The following is a 19,304-nucleotide window of genomic DNA, read 5'->3' on the forward strand; positions in this document are numbered from 1 at the left end:
GCAGTGGAAGCGGTGGCGGTGCTGCGGGAGGCAACAGTGGCGGCAACGGCAACCATGGAGGCAACGGGAACGGAGGCGGCAATGGTGATGGGAAGGAGGGCGGGGAATGATACCTACGTGTGCATCAGGGTGAGACAAGCCCGCAACGCTTCTCTCAACAAGATTGCTCTGCGAAGGATAAACTACTCACGGCACCAAAGGTGGTTTTTGGGATCAAATTGCGGGTTTGCGATGCTTCGTTAGCTGCTCATAGGCATATGCCTGGTTCAGCAATTCAGCTTCCGACCATTGCAGACCAAGGAAGATGAGACCGAAAGGCGCTCCTGATGCGTAATAACCAGCAGGAACGGTGATACCTGGGATCCCGGCAATATTCAGTTCGCCAACAGTGGTTTCATGGATTGCCACTCCGGAATGCAATTCAGGAAGTTCATTCAGCATCTGCGGATAAACTAAGCTGTCTAGATCATGCGCGTCGAATACACGGTCCAGCAGCTCTAGATACTGTCGTTTTAGCTCGGTGAAGGCGGGCAGGGCAGGAGGCGTTTCGGGGTTAGCAAGACATGGTGCAAAGTCCGGAAGTTCTTGCAGATAGCCAAGGATTGCGCCCTTCCCAAGGACGTTCTCGGACGCAGTGGCAGCAATGAAATCTTTCCAAGATCTCAGCGCGGCGTCAGGTCCAAGGCGACGCAGGTAACAGGTCACATCATAGGGCAGCGATTCCAAGCCGCGTCCGTCGAAGAAGGGTGTTCCAGGTGTAATCTGGCGTAGACGGGCGAAGTCGGTTCCAGCAAAGGGATCCTCAACAAGAATAGCGCCCGCCGCCGTGAGTTCCCGCTTCGCACGGTCATAAAGCTGAACAGCCTCGTGCGAGAGAGCGTCTGGTCGCCAGCCGGGGCCATAAAGCCCAAGCCGTTTTCCCCGCAGCCCGTCGACTGACAACCGTGCAGAGTAGCCACCTGTGGGAATTTTTCCTACGGCGGCCAATGTTTTTGGGTCCTCTGTTGTGAAGCCGGCCAGTGCCGTTAGACATTCGGCGGCATCTGCTACTGTGCGTGCAATTGGCCCCACCACGTCGCGATTGGAAGAGAGCGGCACGACGCCAGCGTTTGGCACCAGCCCGATGGTAGGTTTGATGCCCACCAGATCCTGTGCCGAGGCGGGGTTCTGGATCGATCCGCCCGTCTCCTCCGCCAGCCCGATCACAGCCATATGGGCGGCGACTGCAGCAGCCGAGCCGGCGCTGGATCCCCCCGGCACGCGGTCGGGTGCAGCGGGATTAATCGTCGGTCCGGCCCAACTGTCATTGGCATGGGTCCCGGTCCAGCTGAGGATCGGGACATTGGTCTTGCCGATGATGACGGCATCGGCGGCACGCATGCGGGCCACCACCGGACTGTCGCGCTCGGGCATAAGATCGATGCCGCCGGCACCGGAATAAAGCAGCCGCCAGCCTGCAGTCGACGGAAAACCGACCATGTCCATGGGATCCTTGACCACGATGGGCACACCGGCCAAGGATCCCACTTTCTCGCCTGCGGCAATGCGGCGGTCGATGTCGCGGGCTACCTCCAGCGCCGCGTCGTTTTCGAAGATCACCGCGTTATAGGTGCCGTTCGTCGCCTGCATCTGCGCAATTGCGGCCGATGTCACCGCTTCGGCGGTGAAGGCGCCGCTGGCCAGGCCCTCGCGTATGCTGGCCACCGTCAACTCGCCCAGGGAGGGAAGCATGTCCTTCATCGGGCAATTCCAATGATCGATTTCAGGACTGACGCGCCGACCGTGTATTTCGGATCCACCATGTTGCCCAGCCGGATGCGGCCGCACTGCGTCAGAAGCATATAGGCGTCGATCTCGTCAAAGCCGAAGTCGGCGGCCATCCAGCGGATCAGCTCGCGATAGGCGCCGCGGGCGGCGTCCTCCATCGGGCGCGAGGAGCCGATGGTCATGTAGAATTTGTCGTTCTCGAGCCGCGGGGTCTTGATGGTCCAGCCCTTGATCAAATCGACGCGGACGGTGGTGACGGTCGGATGTTCGATCGCGACACCGCACAACTCTCCGTCGCCTTGGGCGGCATGGCAGTCTCCCAGGAACAGGAACCCGCCCTCGGTCTGGACGGGCAAGTAGACGACCGCGCCAGGAGCTACGTCCGGCAGGTCCATGTTGCCGCCGTAATAGTCAGGCACTAGCGAGGAGATAGCCTCGATCTGGGGAGCAGTGCCGATGGTGCCGATGAAGGGCTCATAGGGCAGGATGATGCGATCGTTCCAGACTGTTCCTTCTTCGGCGGTGACATGCAGCTTGCGCACGCGTTCGGGCAAGGGCGCCGTAAGCAAGGCCGTGTCCGCCGTGGGCACCAAGCCGCCGAATTCGGGCATGATGACGGTGGTGCCGCGTGGCTGGGGACCACGTGGGACGATGCTGTCGATGTGAACAGCAATCGTATCGCCCTTTTCCGCGCCGTTGATCCAGACCGGTCCGTTCTGCGGATTGAGGAACGGGAAGTTCAGCTTTTCGGTAGGCTTGTCGGATTCAGAGGTGATCGCCCCCTCGAAGGCGTCATGGGTTTCGCAGGTCAGGACCGTGCCAGGGTCAATCTTCAGGACCGGCGGGATCGCCGCGCTGTAGACGTAGTGATAATTGCCCTGCTGCGCCTCGGTCAGCGATGCTTCGGCCCGCACTTCGCCCTTTGCGACGCCCTTGCGGGCCATGATGGAGTCTTCGAACCAGCTCATGGGAATACCTTTCTTGGATGGGTCAGACGGACAAATAGCTGCGGATGAGGTCCTGATCGTCCAGGTCGGCACGGGTCAGCGCGGCAGTGATGCGCCCCTTGTCCATGACATAGCAGCGCTGTGCCATGGCGCGGATCATGTCGATATTCTGTTCGACAAAGACGACGCTGAGGCCGGACTTCGCGTTTAGTTCCACCATGATCCGGGCGATCGACTGGACGATGTTGGGCTGGATGCCTTCCGAGGGTTCGTCCAGAAGGACCAGGGACGGCCCGCCCATCAGCACACGCCCGATGGCAAGCTGCTGCTGCTGGCCGCCTGACATCGTGCCTGCGCGCTGTTGGGCGCGTTCCTGCAGAATGGGGAAGTAGTGATAGACTTCCTCAAGCTTGCCATCCAGCTTGCGGCCGGAAATCGACTGGCCAACCATCAGGTTTTCCAGCACGGTCATGCGCGGGAACACGTCGCGGCCCTGGGGGACATAGCCGATGCCAAGACGGGCGCGACGATGTGCCGACAGGCCGTCTACCTGCCGGCCCTTCACCCGGATCTCTCCACACTGGCTTGGCAGAAGCCCGATCAGCGTTTTCATCAGGGTGGACTTGCCCACGCCATTGCGACCGATGATGGCGACGATCTCGCCTTCCCTCACGTCAATATCGACGCCCTGCAGAACTGGCTTGCCGCCATATCCGCCGTTCAGTGCAGATGTTTGCAGAAGCGGTTCAGGCATGGACCTCTCCCAGATAGATCTTGGCGACCCGTGGATCGGCTGTGATCTCGTTGATGCTGCCTTGGGCGAAAACCTTGCCCAGATGCAGCACGGTTACCCGATGGGCGATCTGGCGCACGAAGGCCATGTCGTGTTCTACCGCCAGCACGGTCATGCCCTCGGCGTTCAGCCGGTGCAGCATCTCGCCTGTGGCGTGAGTCTCGTCGGGCGTCATTCCGGCCGTGGGTTCGTCAAGCAGCAGAAGGCGGGGCTTCAACGCGATTGCCATTCCGATTTCCAGCCATTGCTTCTGGCCATGGCTAAGGTTGCCGGCAAGCTGGGTGTGATCCTGCGACAGCTTCAGGAACTCCAGCAGCCGATCAACTTCCTCAGTCAGATGGACGGCAGGAACATGGTGCTGTAGGGCGATGACGAGGTTCTGGCGGGTGCTGAGTTCCTTGAAGATGCCGGGAACCTGGAACTTGACGCTGATGCCCTTGCGGATGCGCTGAAACGACTTGGCGCGGGTGATATCCTCGTCCGCAAAAAGGATCTGGCCGCTGTCAGGTTGATGTTCGCCCAGGATCAGGCGGAAGAAGGTGCTCTTGCCCGCGCCGTTCGGGCCGATCAGGCAATGCATCTCGCCAGGTTGGAGGATGAAATCCACGTTTCCCGTGACATGCAGGCCGCCAAAATGCTTGTTCAACTTGCGGGTTTCCAAGAGGGACATCAGCGGGCCTCCTTCTGGCGGAAAAGGCGGTGTGAGACGTCCACAATGCCCAGCACAATGCCTCGCGGAGCAACAAGCACAGTGACGACAAGCAGAACACCCATGACGATCAAGGCATACTGGCTTCCATAGATCGTCAGCATCTGGAACACGATCAGCACGGCCAAGGTGCCCACGAGCGTGGTGGTCAGGTCGCTGCGCCCGCCGACCGCCACCCAGACAATGGGCAAGGCAGCGGCCGTCATCCCCATCGACGCGGGGGTGATGTAGTTGCCCCACGAGGTGTAAAGCACTCCCGAAAGTCCGGCGAGCGAGGAGCCGATGACAAACATGCCCAACTGGAACTTGCGGATGTCATACCCCAGCATCTCGGCGCGCTGGGGGTTTTCGCGGATCGCGACTAGCACGTTGCCGAAGCGCGAATTCACCAGCATTCGCAATGCCAGATAGACGACCACCAGCAGCGCAAGCGTCAGGTAATACAGCGGCAGGTCAGGGAACAGGACGATGCTTCCACCGGGCCACGGGATTGTCAGGGATGGCATGCTGCCCATGCCGTTGAACCCGTTCAGCCGCGCCGAGCCAATCGCCCACTGCGGTCCTGCGGTCTGCGCCATGAAGCGCTCCAGCACCAGGGTCACCGACAGCGACACGATGCCAAGAAACACACCATTGATGCGGCCGAAGAACAGGAAATAACCCAGGACCGCCGCGAAGAACGCGCTGAAGCCGACGGCCAATACAAGCGACAGCAGCGTCAGTCCGTAAGCATCGCCCAGGTTGATTGTCAGCACGCCGTAGCAATAGCCCGCGATGCCGAAGAAGGCGGTCTGCCCGAAGCTCAGCGATCCGCCATAGCCCCAGATCAGCGAAAGCCCCATGGCCATGAACAGCCAGTTGAAGAAGTAGACGTTGTTGCCAACGTCATAACTGTCAGCAAACATCGGATAGGCGCAGGCACAGGAAAGTACGATGGCGAAGCCCGCCCAGAACCTGGGCCCTCGGCCAATAGTCTGCGGCCCCTCGACCAAGCGCATGATGCTGCGCAGCCGGGATGTCTCGGCCATTGTCAGGCCCTTTCTTTCAGGATCTTGCCGCTGATCCCGCGGGGCAGGATGCGGATGACGACGATAACGGCGATCAACAGGCCGATCTGCCCGGCAAGCTGGCCCTGCCAGCCCGTCAACGCAGCCTTGATTATGCCGAGGATGGCGGCGGCAGGGGCCGTTCCCAGGAAGATGTCCGCCCCGCCGACGACGACGGTGACAAAGGCTTCGACCATGAACGACGCCCCCATGGTGGGAACCAGCGTCATGGTCGGCGCATAAAGCCCGCCTGCCAGCCCTGCCAGTCCGGCTCCCAGGCCGAAGGTCAGGCTGTAGATCAGGTTGGTGTTGACACCCATGGCCTCGGCCACATGGGGAACCTGGATCGTCGCGCGCGACAAGAGGCCAAAGCGCGTTCGCGTGAACATCAGCCACAACAGGGCCAGCGTGCCGATCGCGGCAATCATCAGGATAACGCGATAGAGGGAATAGGAATAGCCGCCCAGCGCGAAGCTGCCAAAGGGTGTGCCCACACCCTGCATGCTGGGGCCAAGGACGATCAGCGTTCCCTGGGTCACGATCATGGAGATCCCCCAGGTCGCCACGATAGTGTCCAGGGGGCGCTGATACAGGGGTCGGATCACCAACAGTTCCACGATCATGCCGGCAATGCCTGCAGCAACGGCGCCTGCGATGATTGCAAGCGGCAGGGGCAGGCCCGCATGGACCGCGCTGGTCGAGACATAAGCCCCACACATGATGAATTCGCCATGGGCAAGGTTGATGACGCCCATCATGCCGAAGATGACGGCCAGCCCGCAGGCGCTGAGGACCAGAAAGGCAAAGGCATCGCCGAACTGGTAGAGAAAGCTGAAGATCAGATTAAAGATGTCCACAAGGCGGCCCCTTTGGTCTGGTGGCGTCCGGGCGGGCAGGCCGCCCGGACAAATCAGGGATCAGCCGTTGGCCGGGGGCGGGTTCGACGGCGTGTACTGTTCGCTGGGGTCGCTGACAGTCAGGTCACAGCCTGCCTGGCCCAGCCAATAGGGCTGGATCGCCTCCCACTTGGTGGGAAACTCGACCGAATGGTCCTCGGTCACATGCGCCAAGTGGATGGTGTGCGAGACATGCTGGCTTTTCGGGTCGATGCACATCTGGCCGCCGGGTCCATCAACGCAGACATCCCCTTCGGCGATGACCTTACGGATATCGGCCAGTTCAGTCGACTTCGCGCGCTCGACCAATTGCTTGTAGAGATAGACAGCGGCGTAGGAGTTGCTGGCCTCCTGGTTGATATAGGGTTCGTTCGGGAACTTGGCGCGGAATTTCTCGACGAATTCCTTGCTGGCGGGGGTGTCGATTTCCTCGACATAGTTCACCGTCGCGTACATGTCCTTGAGGCTGGGGGGCGTGAAGCGCTTGTGTTCATAGCCTTGGCCCACGTTTACCGAGGATGCCATCGGCAGGGCTAGGTTCGCGGCGCCCGCCTGTTCGTAGTAGGACGCCTGCGCCGTACCAACCAGCAGCGTCACCACGAAATCGGGCTTTGCTGCCTGGATGTTCTGGATGGTCTGAGAGAACTGCGACACGCCCAGGGGGATGAATTCCTCCCCCACCATGGTGCCGCCATTTTCAGCGACGATGTTGCGCACCCATTCCGCCGAAATCTGGCCGAAGTTGTAGTCGGCCGCAATCGTATAGACGTTAGGCCCATAGTTCTCGATCATATAGGGCAGTAGGGTCGAGAACTGCTGTTCCGGGACGGCGCCGGTCACGATCATGTTCGCGTCGCAAACTCCGCCTTCATACTGGTTGTTATAGAAGGCCAGCCCGTCGAACTGGTTGACGATGGGCCGATAAGCCTCGCGCGAGGCCGAGGAAAATCCCGCGAAGACAGCATCCACCTTGTCGCGCTGCAGCACCCGGCGCATGAACTCCTGAAAGCGGGTATTGTCGGACTGGGTGTCGTATTCGACCAGTTCCAGCGGGCGGCCGTCGATGCCGCCAGCGGCATTGATTTCTTCTGCCGCAAGCTGGATCGCGTGGACCTTGCCGATTGTGGCGAGGGCAAAATCGCCGGACTGGTCTTCCAGAACACCCAGCTTGATCGGTTCGGCATCCTGTCCGAACGCGGCACCAGCAAGCAACAGAACTCCGAGCGCCGAAGCGGCGCTTTTCGATTTGATCAACATTGACAACTCCTTGTTGGTTCTCGACGTGGGAATCAGGCCCAGCGTCGCCTTTCATCAGTCGCCGAGGCTTCTTCGTCCTCGTTAAATCTTGAAGCTCGCAGGCCCTCGCAGAAGTCCTCGACGCTCTGGCGGGCGTGCATGGCACTGCGACGCAGGCGATCGTAGGCTTGGTCAGGGCCGATGCCCTCACGAAGCACCATGTCAGTCACCGCGCGCAGGACATGAACACGGCCTTTTCGCCGCTGCTTCAGTTCCTCGATCTGGGCCTGCATCGCCATGCTGCGGGTAAGGGAATTGACCGCTAGGAAGAGAGCGGAATAGACCGATCCGCCGTGGACGGGCTTGGTCAAGAAGGCCTGCGCGCCAAGGTTGACCAGCCCGCGCAGTCGGCTGGGTGCTTCGGATCCGACCAGCCCGACAATGGCGCAATCAGCCGGCACGTCAGGTTCCTCGCCCGCCGCAGGCAGAGCCATGTCGCCGTCAACGAAGGCCACGCGTGGTCCAGCCGATGGCTCAAACATGAAGGTCTGGTGGATTGCATCGACCGTCAATCCAAGGCGCGGCAGAACGATCTGCAGTGTGTTCGTGCTGCGGCTGTCGGATGTGATGATCGAAGCTCGGAAATCGCGGAAGTTCTGCGTCACGCGGGGCTGTTTCATTTCACAATCCTCAGTTGCGAGGGCAGGGAAGACGGCTCTGTGGTGCGCGACCATTGCACCAGGTATGGGTCCGGCTGCACCGGCCCCGGGCTTTCGATCAACACGTCGAATTCGAAATCTGCCCGGGAAATACCGATATGCGGCGTCAGGTAGGCGTGCATTGTCGCCGGATCGATCATCACCGGTCCCTGCGGCGCATCGAAGCGGCAGGTAGTTACAGCGGTACGAACCTGTGCAATGTCTTCGCCACCTGCCCGTGCAACGGCGCGGGCCAGTAGGTGGATGGCAATATAGCTGGACTCTGCGTCGGCGCAGGCAGCTGGTCCATTCGGAAAAGCACGGCGATATGCTGCGACAAAGTCAGCATTGCGTTCCGTCGGGATCGAAGAGAAATAGACGCTGGAGGTGATCTGTCCATCCGCCGCCTCGGCACCGATGGCGTGCAGTTCTGGTTCGGACAAGGTGCAGCTTGCCACCGGCATGCTTCGGGGCTGGTCAATTCCAGCAGCAGCGCTGGCTCGGCGCAAGCGCCGCAGGAACTCATAGGACGATGACCCGATCAGGGAATTGAAGATGTAGTCGGGCCGAAGGTCTAGGATCTCGGTGACATACTGGTCCAGGTCAGTTTCCCCGATGGGCACATAGCGTTCGGCTGCGATCTGTCCTCCCAGGCGCGTGATGCCTTCGCGGAAGACGCGGTTGCTTTCCCAGGCCCAGATGTAATTCGACCCGATGCAATAGGCCGTATTGCCGTATTCCTTGAACAGGAACCCAATAAGCGGCGTTAGATGCTGGTTTGGAGAGGACCCAGTGTAGATCACGTTCTGTGAGGTTTCGAAGCCTTCGTAATGGCTGGGATACCACAGCAGCGCATCGTGCTTTTCGATGATCGGAAGCACCTCCTTGCGGCTGGAGGAGGTATAGCAGCCGCAGATATGGACAATGCCTTGCTCCAGCATCGACTGGACCCCGTCCCGGTAGTTGACCAGCTGTCCGCGAGGGTTCACGTGCAATGGTTCTAGCTGCAGGTGCGCGGATGGATCCTCGTTCACTTCCTGGCACGCCAGCATCGCCCCATTCAGAAGTGCTTGAGCAACCGTGGCATAGGGCCCTTCGGTTGAGAACAGCAGGCCGATCTGGAGTGAAGTGCGTTCCAAGTTCATGTCCACGTGAAAACAGCCCTGAGGCAGCGAGTGCCCAGGGCGGAATTGCCATTATGTCGATGTCGTCAGATATGTGCGTGACGGCTCAGTTGCCTAGCACAGGTTTCAAGCTAGGGTCGCAGGAACTGACCTGTCAATCAGCAAAGAGGATGAGGGGCGGGGCGTGCCTTGATTTTCAGCAGCCACTGAGGGCAGATCGAGAGTTGCACAATAAAGGTGAAGGAGACCCGGGCGTTTGACGAAGTGCCGGAGATTTTTACCAGACCGCATCAGTATGCGGGGGTCAGAATTGGAGAAGGTTGGACAGCAGACCCCTTTCCTCCGCCACTTGCACATTGCAAACCCAAAAATAGGTTTCTCGTGGGGCCTTTTTCGCTCATGCATCACCGCGCTGGCGGTTGGTCCCGCTTCCCATGCCGGAACCGATGATCCCGGCCGGGTGCCGATCTGGAAATCCGCGAAGCCCAGCCCGGCCTATCTGCCTGCGTCCACGTCCCATGGCCTAAGACAAACGCTGATCGTTTCGGCGAAGTCGGTATAAGTGTCGGCACGCTGGGACGATCTCCGCCAGGCCATGCAGATGCTGCGGGTCGGGGCCGGTGGATTTAGCGGGATGGCGACCACCAGTTCCTCGCGCATGACCTCGGACCGGACATAAAGCGCGGGCAGCAGGGCGATGCCCATTCCTGCGGCGACCATCTGGCGCAGGGTGTCTAGGGTGGTGCCGACATAGTCGCTGGCCTGGATCGCGCCCACGTCGCGGCAAAGGCGGGCCACGTCGTCGGTCGCCCCTTCGCGCCGTTCCATCGTCAAGATCGTCTCGCCGGCCAGATCGGCGGCTTGCACGTGCTTGTGGCCGGCCAGGCGGTGATCCTGCGGCACCACCAGGTGCAGCGGCTCGGTCACCAGGACGTGGAAGGCGAAATCCTCGCGCACGGGGATCTCGGGCAGCAGGATCACGTCGTATTGGCCGTCGGCAAGGTTCCCCTGCAGTTCCTCGGACCGTTCCTCGCGGACATGGATGCGGGTTTGCTGGTAGGACTGGCGAAGCGTCGGCATGGCGATGGACAGGACATAGGCGCCGACGGTGTGGACGACGCCCATGCGCAGCAGGCTTTGCATGGCATGGGGATCCTCGCGCCGGGCGATGTCGCGGATGTCGTCGATCTCGGCCACGATGATGCGCGCCCGCCTTGCGATCTCGGCGCCGACGGGGGTCAGAAGCACGCGGGTCCGGCTGCGTTCGACCAGCTTCGTGCCCAGCCTGGCTTCCAGTTCCTTGACCTGGATGCTGAGCGTGGGCTGCGTCACATGGCATTGTTCGGCGGCACGGCTGAAGTTCAGCGTATCTGCGATTGCAAGAAGGTATCGAAGCTGCTGGAGCGTCGGCATCGGCATCCCTTATAGAGAACGGCTATCGAACATCGTCTGATTATCAATTTCCATACCTTGCCGATACCGTGATTAAAATCTGGCGAACAAGAGATAGCTTTAAGGAATTGCCATGCTCGACGGCGCGTCTGACGGCGCGGGCCGGATGCTGGGTTATGCAGCGTCGATTCTTGCCGCCCTGATCCTTGTCGGCATGGCGCTGATGGCGCCTGCGGTCGTCGATGACCGCCCTGTCCTGTTCGCTCTGGACTGGGCCCCCTCGCTGGGGATCTCGCTGGCCTTCATGGTGGACGGGCTGTCGCTGATCTTCGGGCTTCTGATCAGCGGGATCGGGTCGCTGATCTTTCTTTATGCCACCGGCTACATGGGCGATCACCCCCAGTTCGGGCGGTTCGTCCTGTTCCTGTTCGCCTTCATGGTGTCGATGCTGGGGCTGGTGCTGGCCCGCGATTTGATCACGCTGTTCCTGTTCTGGGAACTGACCAGCATCACGTCATATCTGCTGATCGGCTTTGATCACGACAATCCCCGCGCCCGCCGCAACGCCTTGCAGGCGATGCTGGTCACGGCGGGCGGGGGATTGGCGCTGCTGGCGGGCTTCATCCTGATCGGCACTGCGGCGGGCGGATACGACCTGGCGCAGATCCTGACGGGTCCGGGGCTTCAGGACAGCAGCCTGTACGGGCCGATCCTGGTGCTGGTGCTGCTGGGCGCATTCACCAAGTCGGCCCAATTCCCGTTCCATTTCTGGCTTCCGAACGCGATGGCGGCGCCGACCCCGGTATCGGCCTACCTTCATTCGGCCACGATGGTAAAGGCCGGGGTCTATCTGCTGGCCCGCCTGCATCCCGCCCTGGGCGGCACCCTGGCCTGGAGCGTGGCGCTGACAACCGCAGGGGCCATCACGGCGGTGCTGGCCTCGGTCCTGGCGATGCGGCAAAGCGACCTGAAGCAGGCGCTTGCCTATACCACGCTGATGGCCCTGGGCACGATCACGATGCTGCTGGCCGGGGCCCATCCCTACGCACTGACGGCGGCGGTGACCTTTCTGATCGTCCATTCGCTCTACAAGGCCAGCCTGTTCATGGTCGTGGGCGCCGTCGACCACGGCACCGGCACGCGCGAGGTGGCGCAACTGGGCGGGCTGGGGCGGGCCATGCCGCTGACGGCGCTGGCGGCGGTTCTTGCCTGCGCCTCGATGGCGGGCCTGCCGCCCATGATCGGCTGGATCGGAAAGGAGCTGATCTACGCGGGTGCGGAGACCATGACGGGCGCTCCCCTTGTCGCCGCCGCCGCCGTTGCGGCCAATGCCCTGATGTTCGCCGTGGCGGGGATCATCGCGCTGCGCCCGTTCTTCGGCGCGCCCATCACCACGCCCCATCACCCGCACGAGGCGCCGTGGCAGATGCTGGCGGGGCCGGTCATCCTGGCCCTTGGCGGGCTGGTCGTCGGGGTGCTGGCGCAGCCCTTGCTGGGGTCGGTCATCGGCAGCGCCCTGACGGGAAGCCTTTTGCAGGACCGCGCCGCCGGGCTGCACCTGTGGGCCGGGTTCAACCGGGCCTTTGTCCTCAGCCTGCTGACCTTCACGCTGGGGATCATGCTGTATCTGATGCGCGCGCGCTTTGCCGCCCTGGTGGATCCGGTCCTGCGGCGCCTTCCCTCGCTGGACGACGGATGGGACAGGGTGCTTGACGGGTTGCGCGTCCTGGCCGCCTGGCAGACCCGGATGCTGCAGACAGGCAGGCTGACGGCCTATCTGATGGCGGTCTTTGCCGTGGTTGCCCTGGCGCTTGGGCTGACCATCATCCGCGGCCGGCCCGAGATCGCGGTGGAACTGCCGCGCTCGGCCTTCCTGTGGCTGACGGCGATCTTTACCGCGGCGGGCGCGGTGCTGGCGCTGAACACCCATTCCCGGATTGCGGCGATTGCGGGGATCGGAACCGTCGGCATCGGCGTCGCCGTGATCTTCATCTATGCCGGCGCCCCCGATGTCGCCACGACGCAGTTGATGGTCGAGACGCTGTCGGCCGTCATGTTCGCCATCGCCGCCCTGCGCCTGCCGGGCATCACCGAGCGTCGAAGCCCCCGTCGCCAGATGGCCCATGGGGTGGTGGCCGTGACCACGGGACTCTGCGTTACCGCGATCATCCTGTCGGTCACGGCATCGCCCCTTGACCGCAGCATCACCAGTTACTTCGAGGAGAACTCTTATGCCTTGGCACATGGGCTCAACATCGTGAACGTTGTTCTTGTCGATTTCCGCGCCTTCGACACCTTCGGCGAACTGATCGTGGTGCTGCTGGCATCCTTTGGCGCTTATGCCGTCCTGAAGCGCAAGCGGAAGGCAGGGCCATGAACTCACTGATCCTTTCGGTCGGCGCGCGGTTCCTGACGGGTCTGTTCCTGCTGTTTTCGCTGTTCGTGCTGCTGCGCGGCCATAACAGCCCGGGCGGCGGCTTCATCGGCGGGCTGATCGGCGCCGCGGGCTTTGTCCTTTACAGCTTCGCGGCGGGGGTCGAGGACGCCCGCCGGGCCCTGCGCGTCGATCCGCGCGCCATCGGCGTCTGGGGCATGGCGATTGCGGTGCTGTCCGGTCTGGCCTCGGCCCTGGCAAGCCTGGATCCGTTCACGGGGCTTTGGCTGATCCTTGAGGATCTTGCCCTGTCCACCGTGCTGGTTTTCGACATCGGCGTCTACCTGGCCGTCTTCGGGGCGATCCTGACGCTGGTCTTCGCGCTCGAGGAGACCGTCTGATGGAAACCCTTGTCGCCTGCCTTGCGGGCTTTCTGGTCAGCATGGCGATCTGGTTGATGCTGTCGGGCAACCTGATGCGCTTTCTGTTCGGCCTGCTGCTGCTGTCCAACGGCGTGAACCTGGCGATCCTGGCTGCGGGCCGCCTGACCCCCGGCGCGCCGCCGCTGCTGGGTGCGTCAGGCGCGTTGCCGCCCGACACCATGGCCAACGCGCTGCCGCAGGCGCTGCTGCTGACGGCCATCGTGATCGGCTTCGGACTGTTCGCCTTTGCCCTGGCCCTGACCATCCGGGCCTATCGCAGCTTCGGCCACCTTGAGGTTGACAGGATGCGCAGTGCCGAACCGGCCGAGGACCGCCGATGAGCTGGGTTCTTGCGCTTCCGATCCTGGTTCCATTCGTGACTGCGGTCCTGGCCTTCCTGTTGCGCGGCTCGCGGATGGGGGATCTTGCTTCCGTCGCCGGCGCGGTCGCCTCGCTCGGCGTGGCCGTGCTGCTGGTGGGCGTAGTCCTGGACCGGGGGGTGGTCGCAGGGCAGGTGGGTGGCTGGCAGGCCCCCTATGGCATCACCTTGGTGGCCGACCATCTGTCGGCGGCGATGGTGCTGATCACCGCGATCATCGGGCTTGCCGTAGCCGTCTGGTCCCTGGCCGAGATCGGGCCGGAATCCTCCCGGCTGGGATACCACGCCCTGTTCCAGTCGCTGCTGGGCGGCGTCACCGGCGCCTTCCTGACCGGCGACCTGTTCAACCTTTATGTCTGGTTCGAGGTGCTGCTGATCTCGTCCTTCGGGCTGTTGGTGATCGGGGGCAGGAAGCAGGCGATCGACGGGGCGGTGAAATACGTCACGCTGAACCTGATCGCCACGGTGCTGTTCCTGGCGGGCGCGGGCCTGCTTTACGGCGCGACCGGCACGCTGAACATGGCGGATCTGCGCGGGGCCGTCGCGGCCTCGCCCGACCAGGGTCTGATGACGCTGATCGCGATGATGCTGATGGTGGCCTTCGGGATGAAGGCGGCGGTCTTTCCGCTGTTCTTCTGGCTGCCCGCGTCCTATCATACCCCCCATTACGCGGTCTCGGCGGTGTTTGCGGGGCTGCTGACCAAGGTGGGCGTCTATGCCCTGATGCGCGTCTTCACGCTGATCTTCGTGGGCGACATCGGCTACACGCACGAGATCCTGCTGTGGGTGTCGCTGCTGACGATGCTGACGGGCGTGCTGGGGGCGGCCGCGCAAAGCGATTTCCGCAAGATCCTGTCCTTCCACATCATCAGCCAGATCGGCTATATGGTGCTGGGCCTGGCGCTGATGACGCCCCTGGCCGTGATGGGCGCGGTCTTCTATCTGCTGCACCACATCATCGTGAAGACCAACCTGTTCCTGATCGCCGGCGTGTCGCGCCGCCTGACCGGGTCGTCGGATCTCTACGCCATCGGCGGCCTTTACCGCTCCGCGCCGCTGCTGGCGGCCCTGTTCATCATCCCGGCCTTCTCGCTGGCCGGCTTCCCGCCGCTGTCGGGCTTCTGGGCCAAGTTCGTCATCGTCCGCGCATCGCTGGACCTGGGCGAATGGCTGGTGGCGGGGGTCGCGCTGCTGGTCGGGCTGCTGACGATCTTCTCGATGACCAAGATCTGGGCCGAGGCCTTCTGGAAGGCCCATCCCAAAGGACGCCAGCCCGCCCTGGCCGATCTGCCCCTGTCCGCGCGGTGGCAGATGATGGTGCCGATCATCGCCCTGGCGGTGATGACGGTCGCCATCGGCGCCTTCCCCTCGGCCTTCCTCGACTTTGCGACAAAGGGGGCCGAGCAGCTTCTTGATCCCGCCGCCTATGTCGCGGCCGTTCTGGGCGAGGCGCGCCGATGAAGCTTCTTTCCATCAACGTCTTTCTGGCGCTCGCATGGTCGGCGCTGTGGAACGGGTTCTCGCTGCCGAACCTTCTGGCGGGCTTTGTCATCGGCTATTGCGCGCTGTGGTTCGCCCGCGACCTGATCGCCCAGGGGGACGAGCGGCGGTATTTCCGCGCCCTGCCGCAGACCCTGGTGCTGATCGCCTATTTCATCAAGGAACTGGTCAAGTCCTCGATCATGGTGGCGCGCGACTGCATCGCCCCGCGCCCGAACCTGCACCCGGCCATCGTGCGGATGCCGCTCGACGGCCAGTCGGATGCCGAAATCTTCCTGCTGGCCAGCCTGATCACCCTGACGCCCGGCACCCTCACGCTGGATGTGGCCGAGGACCGCAGCGCTCTTCTGGTCCACTCGATCTACGCCACCGACGAAGCCGCCCTGGTCGCCGACCTGAAGTCCGGGATGGAACGTCGCATCGGAAAGGTTTTCCGCCCATGACCCCCTTCGACATCATGCAGGCAAGCATCACCCTGGCCCTTGTCATGGTCGGGATCGCCATCAGCATCGGCTTCGTGCGGCTGGCCAAGGGACCAAGCCTGGCAGACCGGGTCGTCGCACTGGACATGATGACGACCGCCGTGATCGGCGTCTGCGGCCTTTACGCCGTGCGCACGGAATCCGAGGCTTTCCTGGACATCGCGGTGGCCCTGGCCCTTGTCAGCTTCCTGTCGGTGGTGGCCCTTGCCCGCTACGCCGAAAGGCTTGCCCGCAGGAGCGACAGCGATGACTGAGATCCTGACCGCGATACTTGCGCTTCTGGCCGGAGGCTTTGCCCTGGTCGCGGCCATCGGCATCCTGCGCTTTCCGGACGCGCTGACGCGGATGCATGCCTCGTCCAAGGTGGGCAGTCTGGCGGGGTCGCTGGCCCTGCTGGCTGCGGCGGTCGATATCGGCGGCGTCAGCGCGGCCAGCCGGGCGCTGATCGCCATCCTGTTCCTGCTGATGACCGCGCCGATCGGGGCGCATCTTCTGGGCCGGGCCGCGGCCTGGCGGTCGGGCCAGAAGCCCGATCTGCTGATCCGCCCGTCCGACCGGGGAAAGCCCGGGCCATGAAGCGGATCGCCCTGGTCACCACGAGGGATTGCGATGCGGCCGGGCTTTGGCAGGTCATGGAACGGCTGTCGCGCCGCGGACCCCTTCGGCTGGGGCTGTTTTCGTTGGAGCCGGGGCTGACCGACAGCCAGATGCGCCTGATGGAAGGCTTGGCCGCGACGGGGGCCACGACATCGGCCGTGGCTTCGGTCACCGCCGACTGCCTGCACGACCTGGACGCCGAACTGGTCATCGTCCAGTGCGACCCGGCGATCGGCGGTCCAAGAAGGCGGGAACAGGACTTGCGGCGCGATCTGTCGCGGCACTCGGCCAGGCCGGTCTGGATCATGAACGGCCATACCGGCCCCCCGGCATCGGTGACCGCGCTGATCGACCCGGACCGGGACGACAGCACAGACCCCGCCCTGGCGGCCGAGATACTGCGTGTCTCGTTCACCCTGGCGCGGGCCCTGGATGTTCCGCTGGATATCCTGAATGTCTGGTATTTCCTCGAGGAAGGGCTTTTGCGATCCCGCAGGATCAGGATGCCCGAGCAGGAGATCACCGAAAGAAGGCGCAGGGCGGCCTGGATCGCCCAGTCCTACTTTGCCAGGCTGGTGGCGAGGCTGCCCCCCGATCTGGCATGGCGCCGCCTTGCGCATGTGCAGGGACCGGTCCTTGACGCGGCAGTGGCCAATCTGCCGGAGGACACGCTTGTTGTCGCCGGATCCGAAGGCCGCGACGGTTGGGCGGCACGGCTGCGCCCCAACCTGGCCGAAGACCTGTGCGACCGGCGTAGGATAGGCGTCGTGATCGTCAGGCGCCCCGACGACGCATCTCAAAGATCAAGCGACCATACCGGCCCCGACACCGGCCCAAGCGACGGCACCGACCAATCCGATACCGAAGGTCCGAACCGGCAGCGCAACCTGGCATGAGGTATCGGCCCCCTGCCAGGACGGACGGCTGTCAGGCTTTCCCCTTGCGCCGGCTGCGAAGCGCGCCGAGCCCCGCGACCGACAGCCCCAGCAGCCAGACCGAGGCCGGCAGCGGCACCGGCGCCACCTGGGCATCCAGCACCTCGTAGCTCAGCCCCTCGGCCGCCCCTTCGGGGAAGCCCAGCCAGTAGGTGTGGTCATCCCTGAAGGCGCCGTTTTCGTCCACCGACCAGACGCCATCGCTGCCGTTCTGCTGCAGGTCCAGGTATCGCTGCATGGTCGAATCGCCCTTCAGCTCAAGATCCATCCAGGCAGTCACGAAATGCTGGCCGACATTGTTCATGAAGACCGTGTCCCAGACCGGGTCGGTGTAATGGCCCGAGACACCTGCCGCATAGCTTTCGACGGGGGCAGGGATGGGACCCACCGTGTTGTGGCCGCCGCCCTCGAAGGTCAGCAGGGCGCGGTCGACGCCGGTCGCGCCTTCCCAGATCTTGCGGATGCCGTTGTCGTAACCCGAGGTGCGGTCATTCGATCCGGCGATGAACAGCATCGGGATCTCGATCCCCGCCAGGCCTTCGGCATCCCACAGGCCCACATTCATCCCCCAGGGGCCGATCGCGACCGCGGTCTTGATGCGCGGATCGGGCAGGGCGTCATGGGTTTCGCTGCCCTCGCGATGGATCGCCAGCGTATCGCGGGGACCAAGGCGCATGGCGCTTTCGCTCAGCCCGCCGCCGGCCGAGACGATGGCGCCGTATCCGCCCATCGAATAGCCGATCAGGCCGGTGTTGTCGGTGTCGATCAGCCCGGCGAAATCCGAACCCGCATCCGCGTTCAGCCGGGCCATCTCGTCCAGCACGAACCGCTGGTCCAGAGGTCGGTTGACCAGGGTCGAGGCGAAGGCCCGCTGATCACGATAGGTCGAGTCCGTATGGTCGATGGATGCGACCACATAGCCCTTGGAGGCAAGGTTCTCGGCCAGGTGGGACAGCAGGAACCGGTTGCCCGGATAGCCGTGGCTGACCACGACCAGCGGGAAAGGGTTCGATTCCTTCGGAGGCGCCGCGTTGCGGATGGCGCGGCCTTCCAGCGTCACCTCGGTCACGCCGTCGCGCAGATAGGTGTTGAACGACGTGGCACCGATGGAATCCGTGGCTGCGGGATACCACATCTCGACCGTCAGCGGGCGGTCGTATCGCGGCAATTCGCCGGTGCCCGTGGGGTCGATGGCCGCGACGTCGATCTGGTTCCTGTTCACAAGATCGAACTGCCTGACGCCCACGGCATAGCTGCCATAGGCCGAAAGGGCGGGGGCGTTCGGTGCCTGCCCGTCAATCCTGTTCTGCGCCGCAAGCGGCGTGGCCGCAACAGCCAGAAGCGCGGTGCCGAGAACGAAGCGTAGCATTGGGTTTGCTCCTCAACTTAACTGATGACGATGAACCGCTTTTTCGGGGACGCCGGGGTGGCGACGGTTTCATCCGCCACGCCCGGCCTTGCCCACGGCACGAGAGGACGCGCCGCGGGCGGTTTCTGGGCCTGCCCGGACCAGCCTGGCCTTCTTCCGGCAATCCGGCGGCTCAGGCGGGATCCTGTCGCAGTGTGCGGCTCGTTAACCATTATTGACAATGGTTGAATGACGGTGGGGCGACAGGCCGGTGACAGATCGGCGACCGATGGGCCTTCCGCCGCGACAGCGGGGCGGGCCGATTGCAACTTCTCCCCTCCTTCGCTGTTACCCCTGGGACATTGAAAAGGAACATCGGAATGGCCAGAGAACCTGAACCCAAGCGCGGAATGCCGCGGTCGCTGCTGTATGCGCTGATCCCGCTGGGCTTCGTGCTGCTGGTGGCATGGATGGTGCTGTCGGGCCGCGACTCGGCCGAGACGGCGGGCGAGGCAGCGGTCGAGACAAACGAAACCGTGCCCGCGCCCGTGGACGGCGCGCCGGGGACGCAGGAGACGCAGGACCCGATCGGCGGAACAACGGCGCCCGCCAACTAGGCGTGGCACGGACGGGGCCATGTGGGGCGGTCGCCGCTTGAC

At 63.3% G+C, this 19,304-nt stretch carries 20 protein-coding genes; 9 read left to right on the plus strand and 11 right to left on the minus strand.

Features of this window, described 5'->3' with window-relative positions; genetic code table 11:
• Positions 1-213: 213 nt before the first annotated feature.
• The 10 genes from FIU66_RS05125 to FIU66_RS05170 form a co-directional block, all read right to left on the minus strand.
• A complete protein-coding gene (locus tag FIU66_RS05125; RefSeq protein WP_167621699.1) occupies positions 214-1,740 on the minus strand; it encodes an amidase in 1,527 nt (508 codons plus the stop codon).
• A complete protein-coding gene (locus FIU66_RS05130) occupies positions 1,737-2,735 on the minus strand; it encodes an acetamidase/formamidase family protein (RefSeq protein WP_167621700.1) in 999 nt (332 codons plus the stop codon). Before FIU66_RS05130 ends, FIU66_RS05125 begins: the two co-directional genes overlap by 4 nt.
• A 22-nt stretch (positions 2,736-2,757) precedes the next feature.
• Positions 2,758-3,468 (minus strand): ABC transporter ATP-binding protein, encoded by a 711-nt coding sequence (locus FIU66_RS05135; protein WP_167621701.1) that lies wholly within the window; start codon positions 3,466-3,468, stop codon positions 2,758-2,760.
• Positions 3,461-4,177: an ABC transporter ATP-binding protein gene (locus FIU66_RS05140; RefSeq protein WP_167621702.1), complete on the minus strand. Its 717-nt coding sequence runs from the start codon at positions 4,175-4,177 to the stop codon at positions 3,461-3,463. Before FIU66_RS05140 ends, FIU66_RS05135 begins: the two co-directional genes overlap by 8 nt.
• Entirely contained in the window at positions 4,177-5,244 is a 1,068-nt protein-coding gene (locus tag FIU66_RS05145; RefSeq protein WP_167621703.1) for an ABC transporter permease, read from the minus strand. Before FIU66_RS05145 ends, FIU66_RS05140 begins: the two co-directional genes overlap by 1 nt.
• 2 nt (positions 5,245-5,246) lie before the next feature.
• Positions 5,247-6,119, minus strand: a complete 873-nt coding sequence (locus FIU66_RS05150) for a branched-chain amino acid ABC transporter permease (RefSeq protein WP_167621704.1) — start codon at positions 6,117-6,119, stop codon at positions 5,247-5,249.
• A gap of 60 nt (positions 6,120-6,179) precedes the next feature.
• Positions 6,180-7,415: an urea ABC transporter substrate-binding protein gene (locus tag FIU66_RS05155; protein WP_167621705.1), complete on the minus strand. Its 1,236-nt coding sequence runs from the start codon at positions 7,413-7,415 to the stop codon at positions 6,180-6,182.
• Between the two features lie 32 nt (positions 7,416-7,447).
• On the minus strand, positions 7,448-8,074 hold the full coding sequence (locus FIU66_RS05160; RefSeq protein WP_167621706.1) for an ANTAR domain-containing response regulator: 627 nt from the start codon (positions 8,072-8,074) through the stop codon (positions 7,448-7,450).
• Entirely contained in the window at positions 8,071-9,237 is a 1,167-nt protein-coding gene (locus FIU66_RS05165) for a transporter substrate-binding domain-containing protein (RefSeq protein ID WP_201281087.1), read from the minus strand. The genes FIU66_RS05160 and FIU66_RS05165 overlap by 4 nt, the downstream gene beginning before the upstream one ends.
• 474 nt (positions 9,238-9,711) lie before the next feature.
• Positions 9,712-10,629: a LysR family transcriptional regulator gene (locus FIU66_RS05170; RefSeq protein ID WP_167621707.1), complete on the minus strand. Its 918-nt coding sequence runs from the start codon at positions 10,627-10,629 to the stop codon at positions 9,712-9,714.
• Between the two features lie 112 nt (positions 10,630-10,741).
• On the opposite strand from FIU66_RS05170, the gene mbhE reads away from it, so the two are divergent.
• The 8 genes from mbhE to FIU66_RS05210 are packed head-to-tail and all read left to right on the plus strand — an operon-like array spanning position 10,742 to position 17,258.
• Positions 10,742-12,985 (plus strand): hydrogen gas-evolving membrane-bound hydrogenase subunit E, encoded by a 2,244-nt coding sequence (mbhE, locus tag FIU66_RS05175; RefSeq protein WP_167621708.1) that lies wholly within the window; start codon positions 10,742-10,744, stop codon positions 12,983-12,985.
• Positions 12,982-13,383: an MnhB domain-containing protein gene (locus FIU66_RS05180; RefSeq protein WP_167621709.1), complete on the plus strand. Its 402-nt coding sequence runs from the start codon at positions 12,982-12,984 to the stop codon at positions 13,381-13,383. Before mbhE ends, FIU66_RS05180 begins: the two co-directional genes overlap by 4 nt.
• A complete protein-coding gene (locus FIU66_RS05185; protein WP_167621710.1) occupies positions 13,383-13,745 on the plus strand; it encodes a Na+/H+ antiporter subunit C in 363 nt (120 codons plus the stop codon). Before FIU66_RS05180 ends, FIU66_RS05185 begins: the two co-directional genes overlap by 1 nt.
• Positions 13,742-15,244 (plus strand): Na+/H+ antiporter subunit D, encoded by a 1,503-nt coding sequence (locus FIU66_RS05190; RefSeq protein ID WP_167621711.1) that lies wholly within the window; start codon positions 13,742-13,744, stop codon positions 15,242-15,244. The genes FIU66_RS05185 and FIU66_RS05190 overlap by 4 nt, the downstream gene beginning before the upstream one ends.
• Complete coding sequence (locus tag FIU66_RS05195) at positions 15,241-15,726, plus strand: Na+/H+ antiporter subunit E (protein ID WP_167621712.1); 486 nt, start codon at positions 15,241-15,243, stop codon at positions 15,724-15,726. The genes FIU66_RS05190 and FIU66_RS05195 overlap by 4 nt, the downstream gene beginning before the upstream one ends.
• The gene (locus tag FIU66_RS05200) at positions 15,723-16,019 is read left to right on the plus strand and encodes a monovalent cation/H+ antiporter complex subunit F (protein WP_167621713.1); all 297 of its coding nucleotides are present in this window, start codon (positions 15,723-15,725) and stop codon (positions 16,017-16,019) included. The genes FIU66_RS05195 and FIU66_RS05200 overlap by 4 nt, the downstream gene beginning before the upstream one ends.
• Positions 16,012-16,341 carry a monovalent cation/H(+) antiporter subunit G gene (gene mnhG, locus FIU66_RS05205; protein ID WP_167621714.1) on the plus strand — a complete coding sequence of 110 codons (330 nt, stop codon included), beginning with the start codon at positions 16,012-16,014 and terminating at the stop codon, positions 16,339-16,341. Before FIU66_RS05200 ends, mnhG begins: the two co-directional genes overlap by 8 nt.
• The gene (locus FIU66_RS05210) at positions 16,338-17,258 is read left to right on the plus strand and encodes a hypothetical protein (protein ID WP_167621715.1); all 921 of its coding nucleotides are present in this window, start codon (positions 16,338-16,340) and stop codon (positions 17,256-17,258) included. The genes mnhG and FIU66_RS05210 overlap by 4 nt, the downstream gene beginning before the upstream one ends.
• A 31-nt stretch (positions 17,259-17,289) precedes the next feature.
• Here FIU66_RS05210 and FIU66_RS05215 read toward each other — a convergent pair whose 3' ends face one another.
• Entirely contained in the window at positions 17,290-18,666 is a 1,377-nt protein-coding gene (locus tag FIU66_RS05215) for a VPLPA-CTERM sorting domain-containing protein (RefSeq protein WP_167621716.1), read from the minus strand.
• Positions 18,667-19,025: 359 nt separating this feature from the next.
• Here FIU66_RS05215 and FIU66_RS05220 point away from each other — a divergent pair, with 359 nt between their 5' ends.
• A complete protein-coding gene (locus tag FIU66_RS05220) occupies positions 19,026-19,262 on the plus strand; it encodes a hypothetical protein (RefSeq protein ID WP_167621717.1) in 237 nt (78 codons plus the stop codon).
• The last annotated feature ends 42 nt before the right edge of the window (positions 19,263-19,304 follow it).

This window comes from Paracoccus sp. AK26 (assembly GCF_011801365.1).
Lineage (GTDB): Bacteria > Pseudomonadota > Alphaproteobacteria > Rhodobacterales > Rhodobacteraceae > Paracoccus > Paracoccus aerius.